24 protein-coding genes are annotated in these 22,072 nt (G+C 55.6%); 19 read left to right on the forward strand and 5 right to left on the reverse strand.

Features of this window, described 5'->3' with window-relative positions:
* The first annotated feature begins 89 nt into the window (after positions 1-89).
* The 8 genes from QWJ10_RS11215 to QWJ10_RS11250 all read left to right on the forward strand — a co-directional run bounded on the left by QWJ10_RS11215 (position 90) and on the right by QWJ10_RS11250 (position 6,231).
* On the forward strand, positions 90-998 hold the full coding sequence (locus QWJ10_RS11215) for a LysR family transcriptional regulator (RefSeq protein WP_289926326.1): 909 nt from the start codon (positions 90-92) through the stop codon (positions 996-998).
* Between the two features lie 122 nt (positions 999-1,120).
* The gene (gene wrbA / locus QWJ10_RS11220; RefSeq protein ID WP_074828235.1) at positions 1,121-1,720 is read left to right on the forward strand and encodes an NAD(P)H:quinone oxidoreductase; all 600 of its coding nucleotides are present in this window, start codon (positions 1,121-1,123) and stop codon (positions 1,718-1,720) included.
* Between the two features lie 41 nt (positions 1,721-1,761).
* On the forward strand, positions 1,762-2,193 hold the full coding sequence (locus QWJ10_RS11225; protein ID WP_289926331.1) for a nuclear transport factor 2 family protein: 432 nt from the start codon (positions 1,762-1,764) through the stop codon (positions 2,191-2,193).
* A gap of 71 nt (positions 2,194-2,264) precedes the next feature.
* Complete coding sequence (locus QWJ10_RS11230) at positions 2,265-3,170, forward strand: LysR family transcriptional regulator (RefSeq protein WP_019364149.1); 906 nt, start codon at positions 2,265-2,267, stop codon at positions 3,168-3,170.
* 257 nt (positions 3,171-3,427) lie between these two features.
* Positions 3,428-4,183 (forward strand): SDR family oxidoreductase, encoded by a 756-nt coding sequence (locus QWJ10_RS11235; protein WP_019364148.1) that lies wholly within the window; start codon positions 3,428-3,430, stop codon positions 4,181-4,183.
* Between the two features lie 64 nt (positions 4,184-4,247).
* A complete protein-coding gene (locus QWJ10_RS11240) occupies positions 4,248-4,553 on the forward strand; it encodes a putative quinol monooxygenase (protein WP_019364147.1) in 306 nt (101 codons plus the stop codon).
* Between the two features lie 30 nt (positions 4,554-4,583).
* Positions 4,584-5,423: an oxidoreductase gene (locus QWJ10_RS11245; RefSeq protein WP_289926339.1), complete on the forward strand. Its 840-nt coding sequence runs from the start codon at positions 4,584-4,586 to the stop codon at positions 5,421-5,423.
* A 40-nt stretch (positions 5,424-5,463) separates the two neighbouring features.
* Complete coding sequence (locus QWJ10_RS11250; protein WP_289926341.1) at positions 5,464-6,231, forward strand: SDR family oxidoreductase; 768 nt, start codon at positions 5,464-5,466, stop codon at positions 6,229-6,231.
* Between the two features lie 129 nt (positions 6,232-6,360).
* Here QWJ10_RS11250 and QWJ10_RS11255 read toward each other — a convergent pair whose 3' ends face one another.
* Positions 6,361-7,290 (reverse strand): AraC family transcriptional regulator, encoded by a 930-nt coding sequence (locus tag QWJ10_RS11255; protein WP_289926342.1) that lies wholly within the window; start codon positions 7,288-7,290, stop codon positions 6,361-6,363.
* Between the two features lie 240 nt (positions 7,291-7,530).
* Between QWJ10_RS11255 and mdcA the strand changes: the two genes are divergently transcribed.
* The 9 genes from mdcA to madM are packed head-to-tail and all read left to right on the forward strand — an operon-like array spanning position 7,531 to position 14,857.
* Complete coding sequence (mdcA, locus tag QWJ10_RS11260) at positions 7,531-9,201, forward strand: malonate decarboxylase subunit alpha (RefSeq protein WP_289926521.1); 1,671 nt, start codon at positions 7,531-7,533, stop codon at positions 9,199-9,201.
* Positions 9,201-10,085, forward strand: a complete 885-nt coding sequence (locus QWJ10_RS11265) for a triphosphoribosyl-dephospho-CoA synthase (protein WP_289926343.1) — start codon at positions 9,201-9,203, stop codon at positions 10,083-10,085. Before mdcA ends, QWJ10_RS11265 begins: the two co-directional genes overlap by 1 nt.
* Positions 10,073-10,387: a malonate decarboxylase subunit delta gene (locus QWJ10_RS11270; RefSeq protein ID WP_074828268.1), complete on the forward strand. Its 315-nt coding sequence runs from the start codon at positions 10,073-10,075 to the stop codon at positions 10,385-10,387. The genes QWJ10_RS11265 and QWJ10_RS11270 overlap by 13 nt, the downstream gene beginning before the upstream one ends.
* Complete coding sequence (locus tag QWJ10_RS11275; protein WP_289926346.1) at positions 10,380-11,243, forward strand: biotin-independent malonate decarboxylase subunit beta; 864 nt, start codon at positions 10,380-10,382, stop codon at positions 11,241-11,243. Before QWJ10_RS11270 ends, QWJ10_RS11275 begins: the two co-directional genes overlap by 8 nt.
* Positions 11,240-12,040: a biotin-independent malonate decarboxylase subunit gamma gene (mdcE, locus tag QWJ10_RS11280; protein ID WP_289926349.1), complete on the forward strand. Its 801-nt coding sequence runs from the start codon at positions 11,240-11,242 to the stop codon at positions 12,038-12,040. The genes QWJ10_RS11275 and mdcE overlap by 4 nt, the downstream gene beginning before the upstream one ends.
* Before the next feature lie 23 nt (positions 12,041-12,063).
* A complete protein-coding gene (locus QWJ10_RS11285; protein ID WP_019364138.1) occupies positions 12,064-12,690 on the forward strand; it encodes a malonate decarboxylase holo-ACP synthase in 627 nt (208 codons plus the stop codon).
* Positions 12,687-13,622 carry a malonate decarboxylase subunit epsilon gene (gene mdcH / locus QWJ10_RS11290; protein ID WP_289926364.1) on the forward strand — a complete coding sequence of 312 codons (936 nt, stop codon included), beginning with the start codon at positions 12,687-12,689 and terminating at the stop codon, positions 13,620-13,622. The genes QWJ10_RS11285 and mdcH overlap by 4 nt, the downstream gene beginning before the upstream one ends.
* Before the next feature lie 60 nt (positions 13,623-13,682).
* Complete coding sequence (gene madL, locus QWJ10_RS11295) at positions 13,683-14,084, forward strand: malonate transporter subunit MadL (RefSeq protein WP_010798972.1); 402 nt, start codon at positions 13,683-13,685, stop codon at positions 14,082-14,084.
* Between the two features lie 8 nt (positions 14,085-14,092).
* Positions 14,093-14,857, forward strand: coding sequence for a malonate transporter subunit MadM (madM, locus tag QWJ10_RS11300; RefSeq protein WP_289926523.1), 765 nt, complete (start codon positions 14,093-14,095; stop codon positions 14,855-14,857).
* 14 nt (positions 14,858-14,871) lie between these two features.
* On the opposite strand, the gene QWJ10_RS11305 is transcribed toward madM, so the two are convergent.
* Together QWJ10_RS11305 and QWJ10_RS11310 are read right to left on the reverse strand one after the other, a co-directional pair.
* A complete protein-coding gene (locus QWJ10_RS11305; protein ID WP_019363847.1) occupies positions 14,872-15,795 on the reverse strand; it encodes a LysR substrate-binding domain-containing protein in 924 nt (307 codons plus the stop codon).
* Between the two features lie 84 nt (positions 15,796-15,879).
* On the reverse strand, positions 15,880-17,241 hold the full coding sequence (locus QWJ10_RS11310; protein ID WP_289926367.1) for an aryl-sulfate sulfotransferase: 1,362 nt from the start codon (positions 17,239-17,241) through the stop codon (positions 15,880-15,882).
* 184 nt (positions 17,242-17,425) lie between these two features.
* On the opposite strand from QWJ10_RS11310, the gene QWJ10_RS11315 reads away from it, so the two are divergent.
* On the forward strand, positions 17,426-17,770 hold the full coding sequence (locus tag QWJ10_RS11315; RefSeq protein ID WP_173869118.1) for a DUF1883 domain-containing protein: 345 nt from the start codon (positions 17,426-17,428) through the stop codon (positions 17,768-17,770).
* 96 nt (positions 17,771-17,866) lie between these two features.
* On the opposite strand, the gene QWJ10_RS11320 is transcribed toward QWJ10_RS11315, so the two are convergent.
* Both QWJ10_RS11320 and QWJ10_RS11325 read right to left on the reverse strand, forming a co-directional pair.
* On the reverse strand, positions 17,867-18,361 hold the full coding sequence (locus tag QWJ10_RS11320) for a hypothetical protein (protein ID WP_010798967.1): 495 nt from the start codon (positions 18,359-18,361) through the stop codon (positions 17,867-17,869).
* A gap of 401 nt (positions 18,362-18,762) precedes the next feature.
* Positions 18,763-19,632, reverse strand: coding sequence for an alpha/beta hydrolase (locus tag QWJ10_RS11325; protein WP_125888829.1), 870 nt, complete (start codon positions 19,630-19,632; stop codon positions 18,763-18,765).
* Between the two features lie 745 nt (positions 19,633-20,377).
* Between QWJ10_RS11325 and QWJ10_RS11330 the strand changes: the two genes are divergently transcribed.
* Positions 20,378-21,973 (forward strand): isocitrate lyase, encoded by a 1,596-nt coding sequence (locus tag QWJ10_RS11330; protein WP_125888830.1) that lies wholly within the window; start codon positions 20,378-20,380, stop codon positions 21,971-21,973.
* The last annotated feature ends 99 nt before the right edge of the window (positions 21,974-22,072 follow it).

Raw genomic sequence — 22,072 nt, forward strand, 5'->3', positions numbered from 1 at the left:
ACTCGGAAGTGACTACCAGGCCAGACTAAAACAGATGGGCGTTCAGCAAAATCCAGATAATATGCATTAAAACGTTCGAGGAATTCGAAATGATGTCTGATCCCGGTACGCCTACGCTGGACCAGTTGCGTGTCTTTCTTACTGTTGTTGAGGTAGGTAGTTTTGCCGGGGCTGCTCGTAAGCTACACCGGGCTACGTCTGTTATCAGCTATACCATTGCTAACCTTGAGATGCAGTTGGGCGTGACCCTTTTTGATCGCAAAACTACTCGTAAACCTCAGCTGACAGACGCGGGGCGAACGGTATTAGCCGAAGCGCGCATGGTGTACAGCGGCATCAACGGACTGCGTGCCAAGGTAAAAGGACTTCTGCAAGGTCTTGAAGCCGAGATTCATCTGGTGCTGGATGTCATGTTGCCCAGTGCGCGGGTAGTGGATGCCTTGAAGGTATTTCGAGAAACCTTTCCCACTGTTTCCCTCCACCTTCATATAGAAGCATTAGGTGCCGTCACGCAACGGGTACTGAATCGAGGCGCTGCGCTGGGCGTCAGCGGTCCTTTGATCACTAACCTTGACGGTCTGGAGCGGATTGCAGTGGGCAGCGTTGATCTGGTACCGGTTGCAGCACCCAGCCATCCGTTGGCTTCAGCCAGCGCCAACGCTCCTGGCGCTACCCGTGAGCATGTGCAACTGGTCCTGACGGACCGCTCCACACTGACCGAGGGACAGGAATACGCCGTTATGAGCACCCGCACCTGGCGTCTGGCTGACCTGGGTTCCAAACACATGCTACTCAAGGAAGGTATTGGCTGGGGAAACATGCCGCAGCCCATGGTAGAGAATGATATTGTTGAAAACAGGCTGGTATTACTGGATTTGCCAGATTGCCCTGGTGGCACGTATGACTTTACCGCGATTTATCGTACCGATTCACCGCCTGGCCCTGCTGCCACATGGTTAATAGATCGCTTCAAGGCACAGGCCGCACAAAATCTCTGATCGCTACTATTCGATTTTATCGAACGAACCGGTCGATATTAACCGGCTATTTTCGAGTCTTGAGCCATGCGAAAGTTTCTCCACTGCGGCACTGGCCGCTTATTCTACTCAGGAGACGTCACATGGCTAAGGTTCTGGTTCTGTATTACTCCTCTTACGGTCATATCGAGACCATGGCTGAAGCTGTAGCAGAAGGCGCGCGGGCGGCAGGGGCTGACGTAGATATCAAACGTGTCCCTGAAACGGTACCGGAAGAGATCGCCAGGAGCGCCCATTTCAAGCTTGGCCAAGCAGCACCGGTAGCAACCATTGCCGATCTTGAGCATTACGATGCGATCATTGTGGGCACAGGGACCCGCTTTGGCCGGATGAGCAGCCAGATGGCCGCGTTTCTGGATCAGGCAGGCGGCTTATGGGCACGCGGTGTATTAAATGGCAAAGTGGGCGGTGCCTTTACGGCCTCAGCTACACAACACGGCGGCCAGGAAACGACCCTTTTCTCCATCATCACCAACTTGTTGCACTTCGGCATGACGATTGTGGGACTCCCCTACAGCCATCAAGGGCAAATGGGTGTTACAGAGGTGGTAGGTGGCGCACCATATGGCGCTACTACCATCACAGCGGGAGACGGCTCACGTCTGCCGAGCGAAACAGAGCTTGAGGGTGCGCGGCACCAGGGTGAATTAACGGCGAGAACCGCTATCAAGCTGTTCGGCTGAGCAGCGCTTTTGTTCTTCACTTACATAATCAGGAGACCGCAATGCGCACTGCAACCGAACTGCTGCAACAACACTTCGACACATTCGTAGCCAATCAGCCCCAATGGCAAACCTTAATTGCGGATCATCTTTTATGGGAGCTTCCCTTTGCCCCTTCGCTGGGTCACCCGGCACAACTGGCGGGGCGTGAAGCGGTGCTTCATCACGTAGGCTGGTTCGTGGGTGCGGTAGAGCAGTTCCGCTTTTATGACCTTAGAATTCATGCCTCGGATAGTCCCGATGAAGCGAGTGCGGAAGTAAAGGCGGAAGGTATTATTACGGCAACGGGTAGGACGTATCGTCAGGACTATGTGCTGTTCGTTCGCGTAAAAGACGGAAAAATTGCATTCATTCGCGAGTACTTTGATCCGGTCAGAGCTGCACTTGCACTTGAGGCTCCCATACCGGGTTTTGAGGTGATCAGTGCTGATTAAAGAGCCTTTGCGTTCATAATGCCTCCGTACGCTGTGCTTTTCAGGCAGACCTACCAGACAGGATGCTTACCATGCGTGGTCAGAATTATGCGGAACTCCAGGCATTCGTGGCGATTGCTGAACGTGGCAGTTTCGTTCGGGCTGCTGAAGAGTTGCAGGTATCCCCTTCTGCACTTAGCCAGACGATACGTAGTTTGGAAGAGCGCATGGGGGTGCGCCTCTTCAATCGCACGACACGCAGCGTAAGTCTGACCATTGCCGGCGAGCACCTGCTTGAGCGGCTTAGACCGGCGTTGCAGGAGGTGGCCGACGCGGTAGAGCACGCGTGCTTGTTTGGCGAAAGGCCTGCCGGCCGCTTGCGTATTCATGCGTTACGGCTGGCCTCGCGTGTATTCCTCGAGCCTATCTTCCAACCTTTCTCGGAGGCCTATCCCGAGATTGAACTGGATGTCGTGCTGGACGATCGACCCGTGGACATCGTCGCAGAGGGATTCGATGCTACCTTGCGCCTGGGCGAGCTGATCGAGCAGGACATGGTGGGGATCAAGTTGGGGCCAGAACTCCGGCAGATTCCAGCCGCCTCGCCGAGTTATCTTGAGCGGTACGGGTGTCCGGAAACGCCGTATGACCTGGAAAATCACCGCTGTATCAACTGGCGCTGGCCGGGCCAGATTCATCCTTATCGCTGGGAGTTCAAGCGTAATACTGAGTGGTTCGCGATAGCCGTCAAAGGCCCGCTCATCGTCAATGATCAGCGTGTAGCCATTGAGGCTGCAGTCAACGGCGTGGGCATTGCCTTTTGGTTGGAAGACCAGATGGAGCCCTTTATCCAAGCTGGAACATTAGTCCCGCTACTGCAGGAATGGTGCGCGCCGTTTGATGGTTTTTATCTGAGCTACCCTCGTCAGCGCCAACAGCTGGCCTCGCTACGGGCATTTATCGATTTTCTGAAAAAAGACTCCGCGCGCAGGCGTTGACGAGCCAACACATATAATTCGCGGCCAGTAAAGCCCTTATCAGCATTTGGATTTAGCTAACCGACACTAAACTTGTTATGTCTGCCGTAGAAGCGGCCGTCCTATGCGTCCCTTTCATCCCTGCCCTATCTACCTCTCGATTATTTAGCCCTCCTTCATAAGGCATGAAGAAGCGCGGCGATTATCATGCCGGGCAAACTCGATATCGTGATCTCGACTTCAACAACAGCCGCCTGCGGCATTTGAGGAGAGACATGATGACTACCACTTCCATTCAAGAACTTGAAGGTAAAGTTGCCATTGTGACCGGTGCAGCCGGTGGGATTGGCGAAGCTGTGGCCACACTGTTTGCCGAGCGTGGCGCGTATGTCGTCGCTGAAGATATCAAGCCATCCGTCGTCGAGCTTGAGCAGCGATCAGAGCGCATCGCTGCCCTGGTAGGCGACGTAGCCGAAGAATCCACCGCGCAGCGTGCGGTTGCCCTTGCCATAGAGCGCTTTGGCAGGGTTGATATTCTGGTCAACAATGCTGCGGTCATTCTCAATGTAAATGTGACCGATATGTCCATCGAGCAATGGGACAAGGTCATGAATATCAACGCGCGAGGCATGTTCCTGCATTCCCGTGAGGCGATGCGCGTTATGGTCGATAACAAGCGCGGCGCCATCGTCAATGTAGGCTCTTATGCCTGCCAGGTAGCGTTTCCCACTATCGGCGCCTATGCCGCATCGAAAGGGGCTGTCGCCCAGCTGACCAAGGTTCTGGCGCTTGAAGGCGCGCCGCATAATATTCGCGCGAATGTCGTCGCGCCTGGCGATGTAGAGACCGGCATTCTGGATGACATCATGCCCGACGGTCGCGCCTTTCTGCGTGAACATGCCACCCGTGCTCCGATTGGGCGAGTCGCCCAGCCCAGGGAGATTGCCGAAGTGATTGCGTTTGTCGCTTCCGATCGCGCCAGCTTCATGACCGGCTCGGTTGTCATGGCAGACGGTGGCTATACCACCGTTTGAGTCCTTTCGTACACCTGCTGCTCTATCAGGGCAGCAGGCCCTGAATGACTACGGAGACCTCCCTATGTCTCAGTTTACTAATATCGCTTTCATTCGCGCCCGGTCGGGTAAGACAGAGGTGCTGGGCCAGCAGCTGATGTCATTAATAGCACCCTCACGCAATGAGCCGGGTTGCCTCGCCTATACGGTTCATCAAGGTCGCGACGAGCCGAACGAGTGGTTTATCCACGAGGTCTGGCGCTCTCCAGAAGACCTCGACGCTCACCTTGAGCGGCCTTATGTAAAAGCCTTTCTGGCGCAGCTCCCAGCACTTATGGACGGTGAGATTGACATGCGGGCTTTTCAGTTGATCGATCTGGAGCCTGCATAACCCCGTTATCAACATGACAGGAGAGATCCTATGAATCAGACAGCACACTCCCCCGTATGGTTTGTAACAGGCTGCTCCACTGGGTTTGGCCGTCACATTGCGGAATATGTACTGGCGCAGGGTTACCGCGTAGTGGTAACGGCACGCAAGCCCGAGCAGTTAAAGGACCTTCAGAATAAAGGTGAGGCGCTGGTACTGCCGCTGGATGTTACAGACCCGCGTCAGGCAAAGATCGCCATCGAGTCAGCCGAAGCTGCTTTCGGCGCTGTAGATGTGCTGGTGAACAATGCCGGCGTTGGGTATTTCGCCTCAGTGGAGGAAAGCGATCTCAACCAGGTACGCCAGATGATGGATGTTAACTTTTATGGGGTTGCGAATATGCTTCAAGCCGTTTTGCCTGGTATGCGCCAACGGCGGCAGGGCATCATCGTCAATCTGACCTCCATCGGCGGGCTCTGCGGCTTTCCTGCGGTAGGGTACTACTGCGCCAGCAAATTCGCCGTTGAGGGATTATCAGAAACACTCCGCCAGGAAGTGGCGCCGTTAGGCATTCATGTCATGACGGTAGAGCCCAGTGCGTTTCGTACGGAGTGGGCAGGGTCAGCGCATGAAACGCCGCACACCCATGAAGACTATGCACCGACAGCCGGTGCAGCTATCGAAGCCTATCACCAGTCGATTGGCAGGCAACCGGGCGATCCCGCCCGAGCCGCCGCAGCCATTTTTAACGCAGTTGAAAGCCAGGAAAAACCGGCACGCCTACTGCTGGGCAATAGCGCATTCGAGTGCGCCTTAGGCAAGTTAGATGAACTCGCGCGAGATTTTGGAGACTGGGAAGCCGTTTCGCGCGGTGCCGACTATCCCGGCTGATAGATGACCTTTTGTTTGTTCACCTTGCGAGGAATGAACCATGAATCGATTTGACAAAAAAGTCATTGTTATTACAGGCGGAGGCTCTGGCATCGGCGAAGCAGCGGCCCGCCGCTTTCTTTCAGAGGGCGCTTCGGTTGTTCTCTCTGGACGAAACGCTGAACGCCTTGAAGCAGTAGCCGATGGATTTTCTTCTGACCGGGTAATGACCGAGGTGGCAGATGTGTCGCAACGCGAAGCGTGCGACCGGCTGGTCGATCATGCTGTTGAACGGTTTGGTCAGTTAGACGCAGTTATTAATGCGGCAGGTATGAATCTGGTCGGCAGCATCAGCGAAACCAGTGATCATCATTGGCGAGCCTGTATGGGCACGGATCTGGATAGCGTGTTTTATATCAGCCGTCGTGCAGTGCCACATCTGGCTCGCGCAAAGGGAGTCATAATCAATGTTGGGTCCGTTTCTTCACTGGGTGGCGGCTGGTCGCACGCTGCTTATTGTGCAGCCAAAGCAGCCGTAGCCAACCTGACACGCTCCATCGCCTGTGATTATGGCAAATATGGAGTCCGGGCTAACACGATATGTCCCGGTCTTACCCTTACCGGCATGGTAGAAAAGATCATGGATGACGAGGCCTTGCTTGAAAAGGCGTGGGAGCGTATTCCCTTACGCCGTGCAGCGAAACCGGAAGAAATTGCCGCCGCCATTGCCTTCCTGGTCAGCGAAGAGGCCGCTTACATTACAGGCGTAACGCTACCTGTGGATGGAGGACAAACCGCCACCGATGGTGGGCCTGAATGGGGCAAGTAAGCACTATTAAAAAGGCATCATGCTCTGAAGTCATTAACCTCCTTCAGAGCATGATGCCAAAATATTTAACTGGCTTTCCAGACCTAAAAGTCCCTAGTCGGGATAGCATCATATTGATACCAAAGCGGATTATGCCTTTCGCCTGAATTGCCCAATGTGCTTGGCCGGCGATACGCCAAAAAAGCGGCTGTATTCCCGGCTGAACTGCGAGGGACTCTCATAGCCCACTCTGTAACAGGTGCTGGTCACATCCAGACCTTCGGACATCATCAGCCGATGCGCCTCGTTCAAGCGTAACTGCTTCTGATACTGCAAGGGACTCATGGCGGTAACCGCCTTGAAACGATGGTGAAACGCAGATGTACTAAGGTTTACGTGCTTGGCTAAGGCATCAATACTGAGCGGCTCGCAAAAGTGGTTATTCAACCAGTCAATCGCACGCGCCACCCGTTGGGCCTGGCCATCCCCAAACGCCACTTCATACAGACGATGCCCGTGCTTACCTTTAAGCAATCGATAGTAGACTTCCTTTATCGCCATGGGCGCAAGCATGGGAATGTCATCTGGAGACTCCAGCAACCGCAACAGGCGCAGCATGGTGTCCAGAATAGACGGATCAATCTGGTCCAGAAACAACCCGCGCTCCGCCGGGCGATCAGGGACGCCGATCGGACTGGCATCTGAAACCAGCTGAGCGATTTCGCAAGGGTCGAGATCGAGACGAAGACACAGATACGGTTTATCACTGGTCGCTTCGATCACCTTGCCTGCCAGCGGCAGGGTAACGGAAACCACTAGATAGTGAAGCGGATCGTAGCGGTAGCATTCTTCCGCCAGCTGAACTTCTTTTGCTCCTTGCACAATGATGCAAAGACCCGGCTTATGAACAGTATGGATGGTTTGTGTCGGCTGATCGCTACGAATCAGATGCAGTGGCTGAATGGCAGTTGGATGGACACCAAAGTCAGGAGCAAAGCGCTCAACGATACGGACCAGCTCAACGCGACGGGACGTCATAGAGTCCAACGTTTCAGCGTACTCGCTTGCAAGGTTCGTCATCTCGCGGTTCTCCTGCGCAATAGCCAGTCAGGGATTTAGCCGAAATCAGGTATGTATGTTTTAGCAGCCTGGGCATCGCGAGGAAAGTAATCATTGCTCAGCGTTCGGTATGAGCCTCATCAGCACTTAGTTACACGCCTCAAATCGTTACGCTCAGGTTAACGATCTGACGGTGAGGTTGATTGAAGATCCGCCTGAGGAGGTCTAGCGTGAGACCACGACAGCGGACTTCGTGGAGTCATCATGACAATAACCTCTCCTCCACCTCAATGGTCGCGGCGGCGCACCGAAAAGCAGCGGCGAGTCGCCAAGGCAAGTGCCTATGCCGAAGGCGCGGTCATCCGAACCGATCGGATCGTTGAAGCCCTTGAAGCGCTGATTGCTCCTGGTGATCGCGTGGTGCTGGAAGGCAACAATCAGAAACAGGCTGACTTTCTGTCTCGCTCATTGGTAAAGGCCGATCCTGGCAAGCTCCATGATCTGCACATGATCATGCCAAGCGTAGGGCGCGCCGAACACCTGGATCTGTTTGAGCGCGGTATCGCCCATAAACTGGACTTTTCCTTTGCCGGCACACAGAGTCTGCGTATCAGTCAGCTGCTCGAAGACGGACTGTTGGAAGTTGGCGCTATCCATACCTATATCGAGCTCTACTCACGGCTGTTGGTGGACTTGATTCCCAACGTTGTGTTGTCCGCTGGCTTCAAGGCAGATCGCCACGGGAATATTTATACCGGCGCCAGCACCGAGGACACACCCGCCCTTATCGAGGCAGGTGCCTTTAGCGATGGCATCGTCATCGTTCAGGTCAACGAATTGGTGGACGACACAAGTGATCTGCCCCGCGTGGATATCCCTGCCTCGTGGGTCGACTTTGTAGTGGTGGCGGACAAGCCCTTTTACATCGAACCTCTGTTTACCCGAGACCCTCGCCATATCAAGCCCGTCCATGTGCTCATGGCAATGATGGCAATCCGTGGAATCTACGAGAAGCACAACGTGCAATCGCTCAATCACGGGATTGGCTTCAATACGGCTGCGATTGAACTGATCCTGCCTACATACGGTGAGCGCCTGGGTCTCAAGGGTAAGATCTGTCGTAACTGGACGCTCAATCCGCATCCCACGCTGATTCCGGCGATTGAAAGCGGCTGGGTAGAAAGCGTGCATTGCTTCGGCACCGAACTGGGCATGGAAAACTACATCGCAGCCCGACCGGACGTGTTTTTCACCGGACGTGACGGCTCCATGCGCTCTAATCGAATGATGTGCCAGCTGGCAGGGCAATACGCCGTTGACCTGTTCATTGGCGCAACGCTACAAGTGGATGGCGATGGAAATTCATCCACCGTAACACGTGGGCGCCTGGCTGGGTTTGGGGGCGCACCCAACATGGGACATGATCCTCATGGCCGCCGCCACAGCACACCCGCATGGCTCGATATGCGGGTGGAAGAAGGTCCGACCGCCATGCTTGAGCGTGGCCGTAAGCTGGTGGTGCAGATGGTCGAGACCTTCCAGGAGGGTGGCAAACCCACGTTCGTCGATACGCTCGATGCCGTCGATGTTGCCAAAAAAAGCGGCATGCCGCTGGCACCGGTGATGATCTACGGTGACGACGTTACTCACCTGTTGACGGAGGAAGGTATTGCCTACCTCTACAAGGCCCGCTCTCAAGAGGAGCGTCGAGCATTGATTGCGGCGGTTGCAGGTGTGACTGATATCGGTTTACGCCACGATCCTAAACGAACCGAGCAGATGCGCCGTGACGGCCTGCTGGCTCTGCCGGAAGACTTGGGTATTCGCCGTACCGACGCTACACGTGAACTCCTGGCAGCCAAGAGTATTGCCGATCTTGTCGAGTGGTCAGGCGGCCTCTACAACCCTCCAGCCAAATTCAGGAGTTGGTAATGCGAGCCTTGACCACGGTACCCCTTCCCTCTTCCATCGCCGGGCAGCTGGCGGATCTGGCTGTGCAGGTTCTGATTGACGAATCAGACCTCTCGCCCAAGCCCGGTCTGGTTGATCGGCGCAGCAATGGTGCCCATACAGACCTGAACCTGGGGTTGATGCACAGTTCGGCCTATGCACTGCGGCAAACCTTTCAAGACATGGCGGAAGCCGCCAGTGCTGCGAAGGACTTGGACCAGTCCTTGCGCGAGACGCTGGGTCAGCTGGGCCGCAAAGGCGAAAGTGTCATGCTGGAAAACACTGGCGGAGTCAATACGCACCGCGGCGCGATCTGGGCCCTGGGCCTGCTGACTGCTGCTGCGGCGTTTAAGCCGGAACACTGTTCTCCTGCTGAGGTGGCTCACCGCGCCGCCCTGCTGGCGCGGCTGCCTGATCGGTTTGCGCCTAAGGCACAGAACAGTCATGGTCTCAGAGCCTGCGCCCGATACGGTCTTCCCGGCGCCCGTGAACAGGCGCAAGCGGGCTTTCCCGCTGTGGTAAGGCACGGCTTGCCACAGCTGTTGAAAAGCCGGACGGAAGGCTCCGGAGAGCAAAATGCGCGGCTGGATGCCCTTATCGCCATCATGGCCGTTTTACCGGACACCTGCGTCTTGCATCGGGCGGGCCTTGAGGGCTTGGATGCGCTTCAACAAGGCGCGCAGGTAGTCCTCGTGCAAGGTGGCAGCGCAACCCTGGCTGGGAGACGCGCGTTGCGCCAGCTGGACGACGCGTTACTACGCCTGAATGCGTCCCCAGGTGGCGCGGCCGATCTGCTGGCCGCCACACTATTTCTTGATCGCCTGGAATTCCGCCTGCACAGGAGCGCTATCTTATGGAAACCTTAAAGTTTGAATTTCCGGCCGGCCAGCCCTCTCAGGGTAAAGCCCTGGTGGGCTGTGTTGGCTCGGGAGACCTGGAGGTGCTGCTGGAGCCCGGTGAGGCTGGCACGCTCACGTTGAATGTCGTGACATCGGTAAATGGCAGTGCGGCACGTTGGCAAAACCTGTTCGAGCGGATGTTTCGTGAGCAGACGCCACCGGCGTTAAATATCGAAATCCACGACTTTGGCGCTACGCCCGGCGTCGTGCGCTTGCGTCTTGAGCAGGGATTGGAAGAACTACAGCTGGAAGGAGCGCGCCATGACTGATACCGCACGCCTACTCCAACCTCGTAGTTTCATTGAATTAGGTGCCCGGCAGCGGGCTCGCGCCCTACTCGATGAGAGCAGCTTTCGGGAGTTGATCGGCCCGTTTGAACGCATGATGTCGCCTTGGTTACCCAAGCAGGGCATCGTGACCCAAGCGGATGATGGCGTAGTCATTGCCAAGGGTACGATTGACGGCCAGCCTGCTGTGATTGCTGCGATTGAAGGCGCTTTCCAGGGTGGAAGCATGGGTGAAGTGGGCGGAGCCAAGATTGCCGGCGCTCTGGACCTGGCGGCTGAAGACAACCGTAACGGTATCCCAACCCGCGCCGTGCTTTTGCTGGAGACCGGTGGCGTACGTCTGCAGGAAGCCAACCTGGGACTGGCCGCTATTGCTGAAATCCAGGCGGCTATCGTCGATCTCCGAGAGTATCAACCGGTCGTGGCCGTTATCGCCGGCCCCGTTGGTTGTTTTGGTGGTATGTCCATCGCTGCCGGACTGTGCAGCTACCTGATCGTGACGCAAGAGGCACGGCTGGGCCTTAATGGTCCTCAAGTCATCGAGCAGGAAGCGGGAATCGAAGAATATGACTCTCGGGATCGCCCCTTCATCTGGAGCCTGACGGGGGGTGAGCAGCGCCACGTGACGGGTCTTGTCGACGCCTATGTGCCCGATGATACCGAGACGATTCATGCGCAGATTCGTACCTGTTTCAGACAGGGTAAGCCTGCGCTCGAACGCAGCCGACGGTACGCCTGGTTTCTTGACCGCCTACACCGTCTTGAACCCGAACAACCCATCGAGGCGGTAACCGTCCGCGACCTATATGCCGCGGGCGATGAAGGAGGTGTGAAATGAACCTCTCTACACGTGGACTGATCTGGTTCAACGCACTTTCACCTAATGCGAAATCCTTTGAGGGTTTGCCCGCCTCGTTGAAGGTTGGCGATACAACACTGGGTAATATGCCCGCTCGCGTGATTGCAGTGGTCCCGGATCAGCACAACCCCTTTCCCCGGGCCCGCCGCGGTGAAGTCGGACTGCTCGAAGGCTGGGGCCTGGGTCAGATCATTGATGAAGTTATAGAGGCCGATCGCGATCACGTCACCAAACGCGCACTGGTCGCCATCATTGACGTACCAAGCCAGGCGTATGGCCGCCGTGAGGAAGCACTGGGTATCCACCAGGCCCTAGCAGGTGCAGTGGATGCGTATGCACGCGCTCGGCTCGCAGGCCATCCGGTGGTGGGTCTGATTGTGGGCAAGGCAATGTCCGGTGCGTTTCTTGCCCATGGCTATCAGGCCAACCGTCTTATTGCGCTGCGCGATCCCGGTGTTGAGGTGCATGCAATGGGCAAGGCATCAGCAGCACGCATCACCCTGCGCAGCGTCGACGAGCTGGAAGCGTTGGCGGCAAACATTCCACCCATGGCATACGACCTCGATAATTATGCCTCGCTGGGTCTCCTATGGGAAACGCTGTCGGTCGAGCGCATCGAACGTCCTACCGAAGGCGATATCAATCGGGTAAGCGAATGCCTGCAACAGGCCGTGGCCGATATTGCGACAGGATCACATGATTTGCGTGGCCGCCTGGACGCCCCCAATCGCAGCGCATCACGACAGGTGCGGGAAAAATTGCTGGAACAATGGTGACTCTAATTGATTACGGAGGCTTTATGAAGCCAGGCCCTCGCCCACATGATCTGCTATGGGGATTCACCCCGGAACAGCTGCCTGCCACAGCACCGCAATGGGCCTTCACAGCAGTCGCGGCTGGGGAGCCGGTCGTTGTCCGGCGTGCCGAGGGCAAACCCGGCGTTGCAGCTGTAGGCATACGAGGCCGCGGGCGCGAAGAACGCTTCGGTACCTGGATGGCTTTGGACCGTATCGTTCGTAGCCGGTCACCCGAACAACTGGTTGCGGCCGTCAGCAGCCACCCGATTGATCTACCTGCCATGACAGCCCTGGTATGGGCCAAACCCTGCCTGGATGCTACCGGTCTGGCCTGGGGGGTTACTGGCAGTGCGGGTTTCCAGCTTGCGACGGGTATCCGCACGTTACACACCGAAAGCGATCTCGATCTGCTCATACGTGCACCCGCACCTCTTTCCCGGTCACAGACATTGGCCCTGCTGAATAAGCTGGACAAGGCACCGTGCCGCCTGGACATTCAACTCGAAACCCCACAGGGAGGTATTGCCCTGCGCGAGTGGGCACAGTCAAGCCACCGCGTCCTGCTCAAGCGAGCCAGCGGAGCCTGTCTGGTCACTGATCCCTGGCACTTGGCGGAGATCGCTGCGTGAGCAGCCTTTTCCTGTTCCCTGGCCAAGGCGCGCAGCAGCCAGGCATGCTACACGCCTTGCCAGACGAGCCGGTTGTGCGAGACGCCTTGCAGGAAGCTGAAGCCATCCTCAATGTATCGCTCGACACGCTGGATGCCGTTGAAGCCTTACAATCGACACATGCTGTTCAGCTCTGCCTGTTGATTGCAGGCGTTGCCAGTGCACGTCTGCTGTTGGAACTGGCCCCTGCCCCAGACTATGTCGCCGGTCTTTCCATTGGTGCCTACCCAGCCGCCGTTATAGCTAACGTGCTCGACTATACCGATGCGTTAAGGCTGGTGGATCTGCGCGGCAAGCTGATGCAAGAGGCATTTCCCAACGGGTATGGAATGCTGGCGATGCTGGGGCTACAGCGTCACGAGGCTGAATGCCTGATAGAGGCTACCTCGACCGCAGATGCGCCTGTCTTTCTGGCTAACAGCAATGCCGAACAACAGTTCATCGCGTCCGGCTCTGACGTTGCGCTGGTAGCCCTGGCCAAAAAGGTTCGCTCAGGCGGTACCGGCGTTACACGCCGCCTGGCCGTCAGCGTACCCTCCCATTGCGCCCTATTGACCGAGCCGGCCAATCGGCTCGCTGCCGCCTTCCAGCCGATAACCTTGCGTCGTCCCCGGATACGCTACCTGAGCGGTAGCTCCGCCCGGCTCATCATGGACCCAGCGCGGCTTGCCGATGATCTGGCCTTCAATATGTGCCGCACCGTGGAATGGCATGCGACCTTGCAGAATGCTCAGGAACGCGGCGTTCGCCTGACCGTTGAGTTGGCGCCCGGCACGGTGCTGACCACGCTTGCCAAACGCGTCATCAACCCCGGAACCGCAGTAACGTTTCAAGGTACACGGACCGACACCATTACTGCGCTGCTGCGCGAGGAGGCCAATCGCGACCGATAGAGAGATCGCCTAGCGTTTCGAAGCACAAGAACAAGAACTTCGACCCAGAGGACAATAACAATGATTATCTACGGTGTGGCTCTACTCTCCATCTGCACGCTGACCGGCATCTTTATCGGTGAAGTGCTCGGCAAACTGATCGGTGTCCCTGCAAACGTGGGCGGTGTTGGCATCGCCATGCTGATGCTCATCTTTCTGAGTAGCTGGATCGGCAAGCATGGCAAGTTTCATCCCAAGACCGAACAAGGCGTAGAGTTCTGGAGCGCGATTTACATTCCCATCGTTGTGGCCATGGCAGCCCAGCAAAATGTGGCTGGTGCACTCAAGGGCGGTCCGGCGGCTATTCTTGCCGGCTTTCTGGCCATTGCAATCGCGTTTGCCCTGGTGCCAGTACTGAACAAGGTAGGCCGAAAAAAAACGGTGGCACCTGCCCTTGATCAGCTGGCCAGCGTACAACGGTGACTGACATGATTATCGAATCACTGACCAAGGTCACCCAAGCTTACGGCATGATCAGCGCCTTTGCCCTGATCGGCGTTACCATGTGGGTCTCTTACTGGCTCAGCGCCAAGCTGACCAAAGGACGTTTGCACGGCTCCGCCATTGCGATCTTTTTTGGACTGCTATTGGCTTATATCGGCGGGGTCACGACGGGCGGCCAGAAGGGACTGGTAGATATTCCGCTGCTCTCCGGCCTGGGCATACTGGGCGGCGCCATGCTCAGGGATTTTGCTATTGCTGCTACTGCTTTCGGCGTAAATATGGACGAACTCAAAGAGGCAGGTCTTGCTGGTGTGCTATCACTGTTCGTAGGGGTGGGAACGTCGTTCATCACTGGGGTTTCAATAGCACTCGCATTCGGTTATACCGACGCCGTAAGCCTGACCACAATTGGCGCCGGTGCCGTCACCTATATCGTTGGCCCTGTCACCGGAGCCGCGATTGGTGCCAGTTCGGAAGTCATGGCGCTTTCCATTGCGGCAGGCTTGGTCAAGGCCATCATGGCCATGGTCGCGACCCCGTTTGTGGCGCGCTATATTGGGTTGGACAACCCACGCACGGCTGTCATCTTTGGTGGGCTTGTCGGAACGTCTAGCGGTGTGGCTGGGGGACTGGCTGCAACCGACCCGAAACTTGTGCCTTATGGCTGTCTGACGGCCGCATTTTATACAGCGATCGGTTGCCTGCTCGGACCTTCGCTACTCTTTCTCGTCACACGTGCAATCTTTGGCTGAGCGGATGCGGAGCCTTATGGCTCCGCATTCATCTTGCGTGCATACATCCGGCATTCGGCAAGAAATGCCAGCAGGTTTGGGTCACGCTCCTTGCTACGCAAGAACACTACGCCAATTCGTTGCTGCAAGCGATACTGAGGGGCTAGCGGCACCAGACGAATGCGGTTTTCATAAACTGCCTCGACCCGCCCCGGCAGTAACGCGTAGCCCACGCCCGAACTGACCATACTCATGAGCGAGAAGATATCGTTGACCTGCATGATGACCTCCGGCTCGAACCCGGCCTGGTGAAACACCTGGCGTCCATCCCTGAAGGTGGCAAAGCCTTCGGTCAACGTCACGAACGGCACTCCATGCAAATCACGCAGGTCGACCATATCCTGATGAGTGAACGGTGAGTCTGCAGGCGCGGCCAGGTAGATGTCATCGCGAAAGAGTTCAACACTCTCGCAATCGGGATCAGCCATTCCGTCATCCAGCGCGATGAGCATCGCATCCAGCTTCATGTTCCTGAGCTGGTAGGTCAGATCGGCATTGGAGCCCAGAATCAGGTCAATATTGAGTTCGCTACGTCGAAGCTTGAGCCCCATGATCAACTGGGGTACGGTCTTGACTGTAAGTGAATACAGCGCGCCCAGGCGGAAACGGTCGGATGAGAAACCGGCTGCCAGACGCGTCAGCCGTATGGTCTCGGTCAGATCCTGCATGAGCTGTTGTGCCCGTGCTTCCAGAACGAAGGCCCCATCCAGTGGCGTGAGGTTGCGTCCTTCATGCTTGAACAGTGGGCAGCGCAGCGCACTCTCCAGCGAGTGGATAGCCCGGTGGACACTGACATTGCTCGTTCCGAGCTCGGCTGCGGCCCGCCCCAAGTTGCCGCTGCGCATGAATGCCAGAAAGATCTCCAGCTTCTTCAGAGTCAGTTCTTCATCGATCGCCATGAAACGCCTTATCGTTCGTTGACAGGGATGGTCCCATTGTTTCACGTCGCAACCGGGCTACGCTGGCACTTGTTTCCTTCCAGGCTATTGCCCTGAATCCACCTCGACTTTTACGCATTGGGGTGCCATTGGATAACGCTCGCAATCAGCCGTTACGGCATTTTCCTTATGCGGAGTGCCGGATGGGGCCCAGTCGTAGTTTACCGCCCCTGCCCGGTACACGCGGTTGGTCACATAGCGATCCGTTGGGGCCGACTTGCCAGTGTACGGGCTGATATATTCCCAGACGATCTCCCCCGTGGGCGTGATCTGGAAGAGACGGCCATTCTGACCTTCATTGATAAGAGTGTTGCCGTTAGGCAGGCGGCGGGCATTACTAATGAATGCACTGAAAAAGGTCCAGGGTGCGCGGCCAGACTGTACGGCTGTATATTGCCATATGATTTTGCGGGTCACGGGGTCGATCTCGAGAATACGGGACGCTGAAAAAATGCCCTTGCGTGCAGGAGGAAAACCGGCACTGCCTTGATTATCGAACAGCAGGAGGTTGCCAGCACCCGGCAAACCTTCAGGAATGAGGTGGGTGTCGTGCTGGCCTACGATCTGGTCTACAGGTCGTGGCACCGGACCGGCCAGCTTTACCTCAGGATAATCAGGCCCAAGCCGCCATACGACCTTGCCGGTCTTGCGCTCTACGATAAAGACCACATTGGCGTTGCGAGCGCTAACCATGATGTTGTCAGGCGCAAAGCGAGAATCGCCCTGCTGGTGCCAATGGTTAGCGCCAAGGGGTGCTGCCGTATTGAGATGCAGAAAATCCGGATCATCTGACTCACGAATCAGCGAGAGCTGCTCGGGTGTAAATCCCAGCTCATCCAGGTGATCCGATACCCGCCATTGCCAAACCTCTTTTCCATTTTGATCAATTTGTCGAATCAGATTATCAATCACTTGCGGGGCCGAAAAACCGGCCAATGGGGTCAGTTCACTGGTCAGCATCAGGGTATCGCCATTCGCCAGACGGCGTATGTCATGATGTTGATAGGCTGGCGCTTCACGGCTTCCCCACTGCCAGCGCACCTGTCCATCCCAGCTCACTTCTCCTACTACCTGGTTGTAGAGTCCGTTCCCTGATGATGCCAGGGAAACCGGTTTGTCCAGGTTTCCCAACTGCACAAGTAGGTGCCCTTTTTCTCCACCAGCCTGCTCCGGCATCAGCGCAACCGACGGAAAGCCAGGATAACGCCACTGTTTTACCTCATTGCCATTCATATCGATCAAGTGGGTACGCTGGTCGCTACCATCAAACAGCACAAAGCTGCCATACGCCTTTTCAGGATCATAAAACGTCGTGCCGGTTGGTACCGAACTGGACATGGCTGATGCAGAGCCGCAAGCCAGCAGGCCAGCTAGAAGCAGAAACGATATCTTCGAGCGTATAGTCATTGAACCCTCATCCCCTTAACGTTCGCCATTAAATGGCTCGCCTGTGGATGCATTAGAGAGCAACGCAAGGGTAAGTGCACTGCACGCGCAAGGATGATCCGGAGATAGGTACCTGTGTTGAAGAGGTGAGACCGACTACTGACTCAGCACACGACCAATCACATGGGATAGCCACGCCCGGGCTATGGTATCGTTCACCTTTGAAAGACAGCGCTGTGGAGCTGCAATGAAATTCGTACACCAGCGCGAGCACCTTAACGAAGGTGATATGGTCGTTATCGACTGCTCGCAGACCTGCAATATTCGCCTCATGAACGACGCCAACTTTCGCAGTTTCAAAAACGGCGGTCGGCATACCTATCACGGCGGCGCGTTTGACCGGTTCCCCGCCAAGATCAAGGTTCCAAGCACAGGCTTCTGGAACATTACGCTTGATGTCGTGACGCGGCGCCCAATCAGCGTAACCCGCAAGCCGACGTTTACCCACTCCATTAAGATCGTCCGGAAATCCCCTTCCGACTTTCGTTAGGCAATGACCCTTCGCCTGCTCTGTAGCACGAGCAGGCGATTCGTGGGCTTTTGGGCCCGCCAGCAGGTGACTGACACTGGCTGACGTGCCCCGAGCTCAACGATCAAACAGACTTTGAAACCAGTCCCAGATACCAAAGGAAAAGTCCGGGAAAAAGTCGATATTCAGAGCTGACTTGAGAATGTACAAGCAGAAAGTCAGCAGAATGGAGGCGACGGTGAACCAGATCAGCATCAACGAGCCTTTGACAAAGGCCTTGGCAAATAACGAAAGCTCTGATGTTCTTTTCTGCTCGTCTGCATGGCCTTTGCCAGCCACCATTACAAAATAGTAACGGCTACGAAAGAACTTGAACGTAGTCCGGACATCGACCGGGTGTTTGCTCCAGGGGCGAGTACCGAAGGCCAGTTTTAATGAGGCCAGTTGCTCGGCGGTAAAGGTATCTCGCGTCTCGGCGGGTAGCCGCTCTTTAAGTCCCCGGATAAAGGCGTCTTGATGAATGGTCTTCTGGGTATTGACTGCGTCTTCTTTGCTGACGTAATCACTTAATCCCTGAACAAATGACTCAGGTTGTACGATTGTTTCCTGCATCGCCTTAATCCTTTTAAGTTGCGTATGCCTATCCCACGCTGCATTCCAGCGACTTCTTTAACTGCCAGATTTCTTCCTTACCATGCAGGTACTACTGCTGGGCTTTACGTTGAGCCTCCTCTTATCCAGATATGACCCTTCTCCATGGGGTTGATGAAGCATCTTGTAACGGCACGCCTGCGTTAGCAGATGCAATACCTCGTTACGAAGAGCTACTTCACGAAATAGCATCAATGTGCCATGTAGACAAATCAATGCTATTTAGTTCATGCCAGAAACTTTATTTAGCCCATGTGCAGGCAGTCACAGGCGCCATGTGCGGAACGTTTTGGAAGAAATGAGACGAGGTGCCTTTTTTCAAGGCGGTTCGCAGTCTAACCTTTCTCATGAGGTCATCAGGGCTAGCCCTTCCAAGGCTTCAGGAATTCCAGCAATAGCTCATTAACGCGCTCGGGTCTCTCCTCATGGGGTAAATGACCACACTGGTCGATGGCAACGGTCTTTAGGTCTGTGGCCAGCTCTGCCCATACGGACGGCATATCGAACAACTTGCCTACTGCTTCGAAATTAGCGCCCCAGAGTGACAATGTCGGACAGCTGATTTTCACGTCCGCATCTTCATTATCCTGCGCCAGGTCTTCAGCATTAGCCCGGTAATCGGCCATGGCACCTCGGACCGCACCTGGCATTTGATAAGCGCGGACATAATGGTCAAAGGCTTCGCCCGTAATCGTCGTGGGGTCGTAGCACCAATCGGAAAAGAAATGTCGAAGCCATATGTCCTCCTTGCCTGAAATGAGACGTTCTGGAAGATCAGGCACCAGATGAAACATGAAGAACCAATAGTGCTTTGCAATGATTGCATTCATCTGGGTGGAAACCGTTCGTGTTGGAACATTGTCCATAACGACCAGACGTTCGAGCCGCTGCGGATGATCCTTGGCAAAGCGCGTAGCAACACGTGCACCGCGGTCATGGCCTACCAGAGCTATACGCTCTATCCCAAGACTATCCAACAGGGCACACAGGTCATTGGCCATGGTGCGCTTGTCATAGCCTGTCGACGGCTTTTCAGTCTCACCATAACCTCTTAGATCAGGAGCAATAACGCGATAGTGCTGCGCCAGCACCGGGATCTGCTGGCGCCAAGCGTAGGAAGTTTCAGGAAAGCCGTGCAGCAGCACGACAGGCGCCCCGCTACCGGCATCCACATAATGCTGGAGAATGCCATTTGCACGCCTCTTGTGATGAGTGACTGCAACCTCTTGCATAGTGAACGCTCCAGCAGTGTTCAAAGGTATGACGTTAAGAACTGCTTTGCCCTGACATCGTTCCGATAGCATCGTCCATTGGATCAAAGGACGGCATCCAGCCTTGATAGCCATGTCGCAAGGGTTGAAATGAGCAAACTAGACCATCGCCTGTGGCGTTACTTGTAAAGTACCCGCCCTCACCCTAGAGCCCTTCCCTCTTCGTTTTCTCCTTCAGCGGCACAAAACTCCATGCATCCAGGTGACTTGTCAGTCAAAAGCAGGATGCCCCTTCACCCTAAAAGGTGCATGAACGCTGGGTTGTAGCCGCATCGTCTGATCACTACTACTTTTGTAGTACAAATATATTTTCACTACAAAAAAGCATTGACGACCCTTTTAGAGTCATGCAATCTGACTCTGCTTTCGCTAGAAAGAGGCCGAAAAGGCCTTCTGGCTGCGCTCCGGGTAACCCTCGGGCCATCCTTTGTAGTAACTGCCCATAAAGCACTACATAGAGTTGTAACTGTACGGAAACGGTTAGATGACCCCAGCGGTTCGGTCAGTATCAGGTGAACGACCTGATCCAAGGTATTCGTCTTTAGCGGTATCCCTGCAGGGTGTATCACTAGAGATGTCTTGTCTGCTGTTTCGCTTCCTTCAGTCGCACTCGACGTTGAGCCCAGTGCTGTGCTTATACGCGGCACGCAGGTCACGGTAGGAAAAACTGTTCGAAAGTCATTTTCAGCCGAGAAGGATTGACCCCATGTCCGTTTATCAAGATGAAATCAATGCCATCGCAGCCTTGAGAGAAACAGCAGGCAAGAGTTGGAACGCTATCAACCCTGAATATGCCGCCCGGATGCGGATACAAAACCGCTTCAGGACCGGACTGGATATTGCGCGCTATACCGCGGCCATCATGCGCAAAGACATGGCTGAGTACGATGCCGACTCCTCGGCATATACCCAGTCCCTGGGCTGCTGGCACGGCTTTATCGGCCAGCAGAAGCTTATCTCCATCAAGAAGCATCTGAAGACCACCAACAAGCGCTACCTGTACCTGTCAGGCTGGATGATTGCGGCGTTGCGCTCGGAGTTCGGCCCACTACCGGACCAGTCCATGCACGAGAAGACGGCTGTTCCGGCTTTGATCGAGGAGCTGTATACCTTTTTGCGTCAGGCAGATGCACGCGAGCTGGGTGGCCTTTTCCGTGAGCTGGATGCTGCCCGTATAGCCGATGAAAACGCCAAGGCTGCAGCAATCCAGCAACAGATCGACAGCTATGAAACCCATATCGTACCGATCATTGCCGATATCGATGCGGGCTTTGGTAATGCGGAAGCCACCTATTTGCTGGCCAAAAAGATGATCGAGGCCGGAGCCTGCTGTATCCAGCTGGAAAACCAGGTCTCGGATGAAAAGCAGTGTGGTCACCAGGATGGAAAGGTCACGGTACCCCACGAAGATTTTCTGGCCAAGATCAATGCGGTTCGCTACGCATTCCTCGAGCTGGGAGTAGATGACGGCGTTATCGTCGCTCGCACAGACTCCCTGGGCGCCGGGCTGACCAAGCAGATTGCCGTCAGCAAGCAACCGGGCGACCTAGGCGATCAATACAACAGTTTTCTCGATTGTGAAGAGATCAGCCCTGCCGAACTAAAGAACGGAGACGTCATTCTCAACCGTGATGGAAAGCTGCTGCGTCCCAAACGTCTGGCAAGCGGCCTGTTCCAGTTCCGTCAGGGCAGCGGGCAGGATCGCGTTGTACTGGACTGCATCACATCGCTGCAAAATGGGGCAGACCTGCTATGGATTGAAACGGAAAAGCCCCACGTTGGCCAGATCAAAAGCATGGTTGACCGCATCCGCGAGGTCGTTCCAAACGCCAAGCTGGTCTACAACAACAGTCCTTCCTTCAACTGGACGCTGAACTTCAGACAGCAGGTCTTTGACAGTCTGCAAGCCGAAGGCAAGGACGTATCGGCTTATGACCGTACCAAGTTGATGAGCGCAGAGTATGACGAGACCGAACTAGCCCGTATCGCCGATGAGAAAATTCGGACCTTCCAGCGGGACGGCTCCCGGGAAGCAGGGATATTCCATCACCTCATTACCTTGCCAACCTACCACACGGCGGCGCTGTCGACGGATAACCTGGCGAAGGGTTACTTCGCTGATGAAGGCATGCTGGCCTATGTAAAAGGCGTTCAGCGCCAGGAGATTCGCCAGGGAATCGCCTGTGTGAAGCACCAGAACATGGCCGGCTCCGATATCGGGGATGATCACAAGGAATATTTCGCAGGCGAGGCAGCCCTCAAGGCGAGCGGCAAGGACAACACCATGAATCAGTTCCATTGACGAGTAACGTTATTCCGGCCCACCCGGGCCGGTTTTACCGTAAGTGACTTGTTTACCGTTTCCTTCCGAGTGCCACCGGAAGCTGTCTCACGAGGAGCC

The organism is Pseudomonas sp. WAC2 (assembly GCF_030403525.1).
GTDB lineage: Bacteria > Pseudomonadota > Gammaproteobacteria > Pseudomonadales > Pseudomonadaceae > Chryseomonas > Chryseomonas luteola.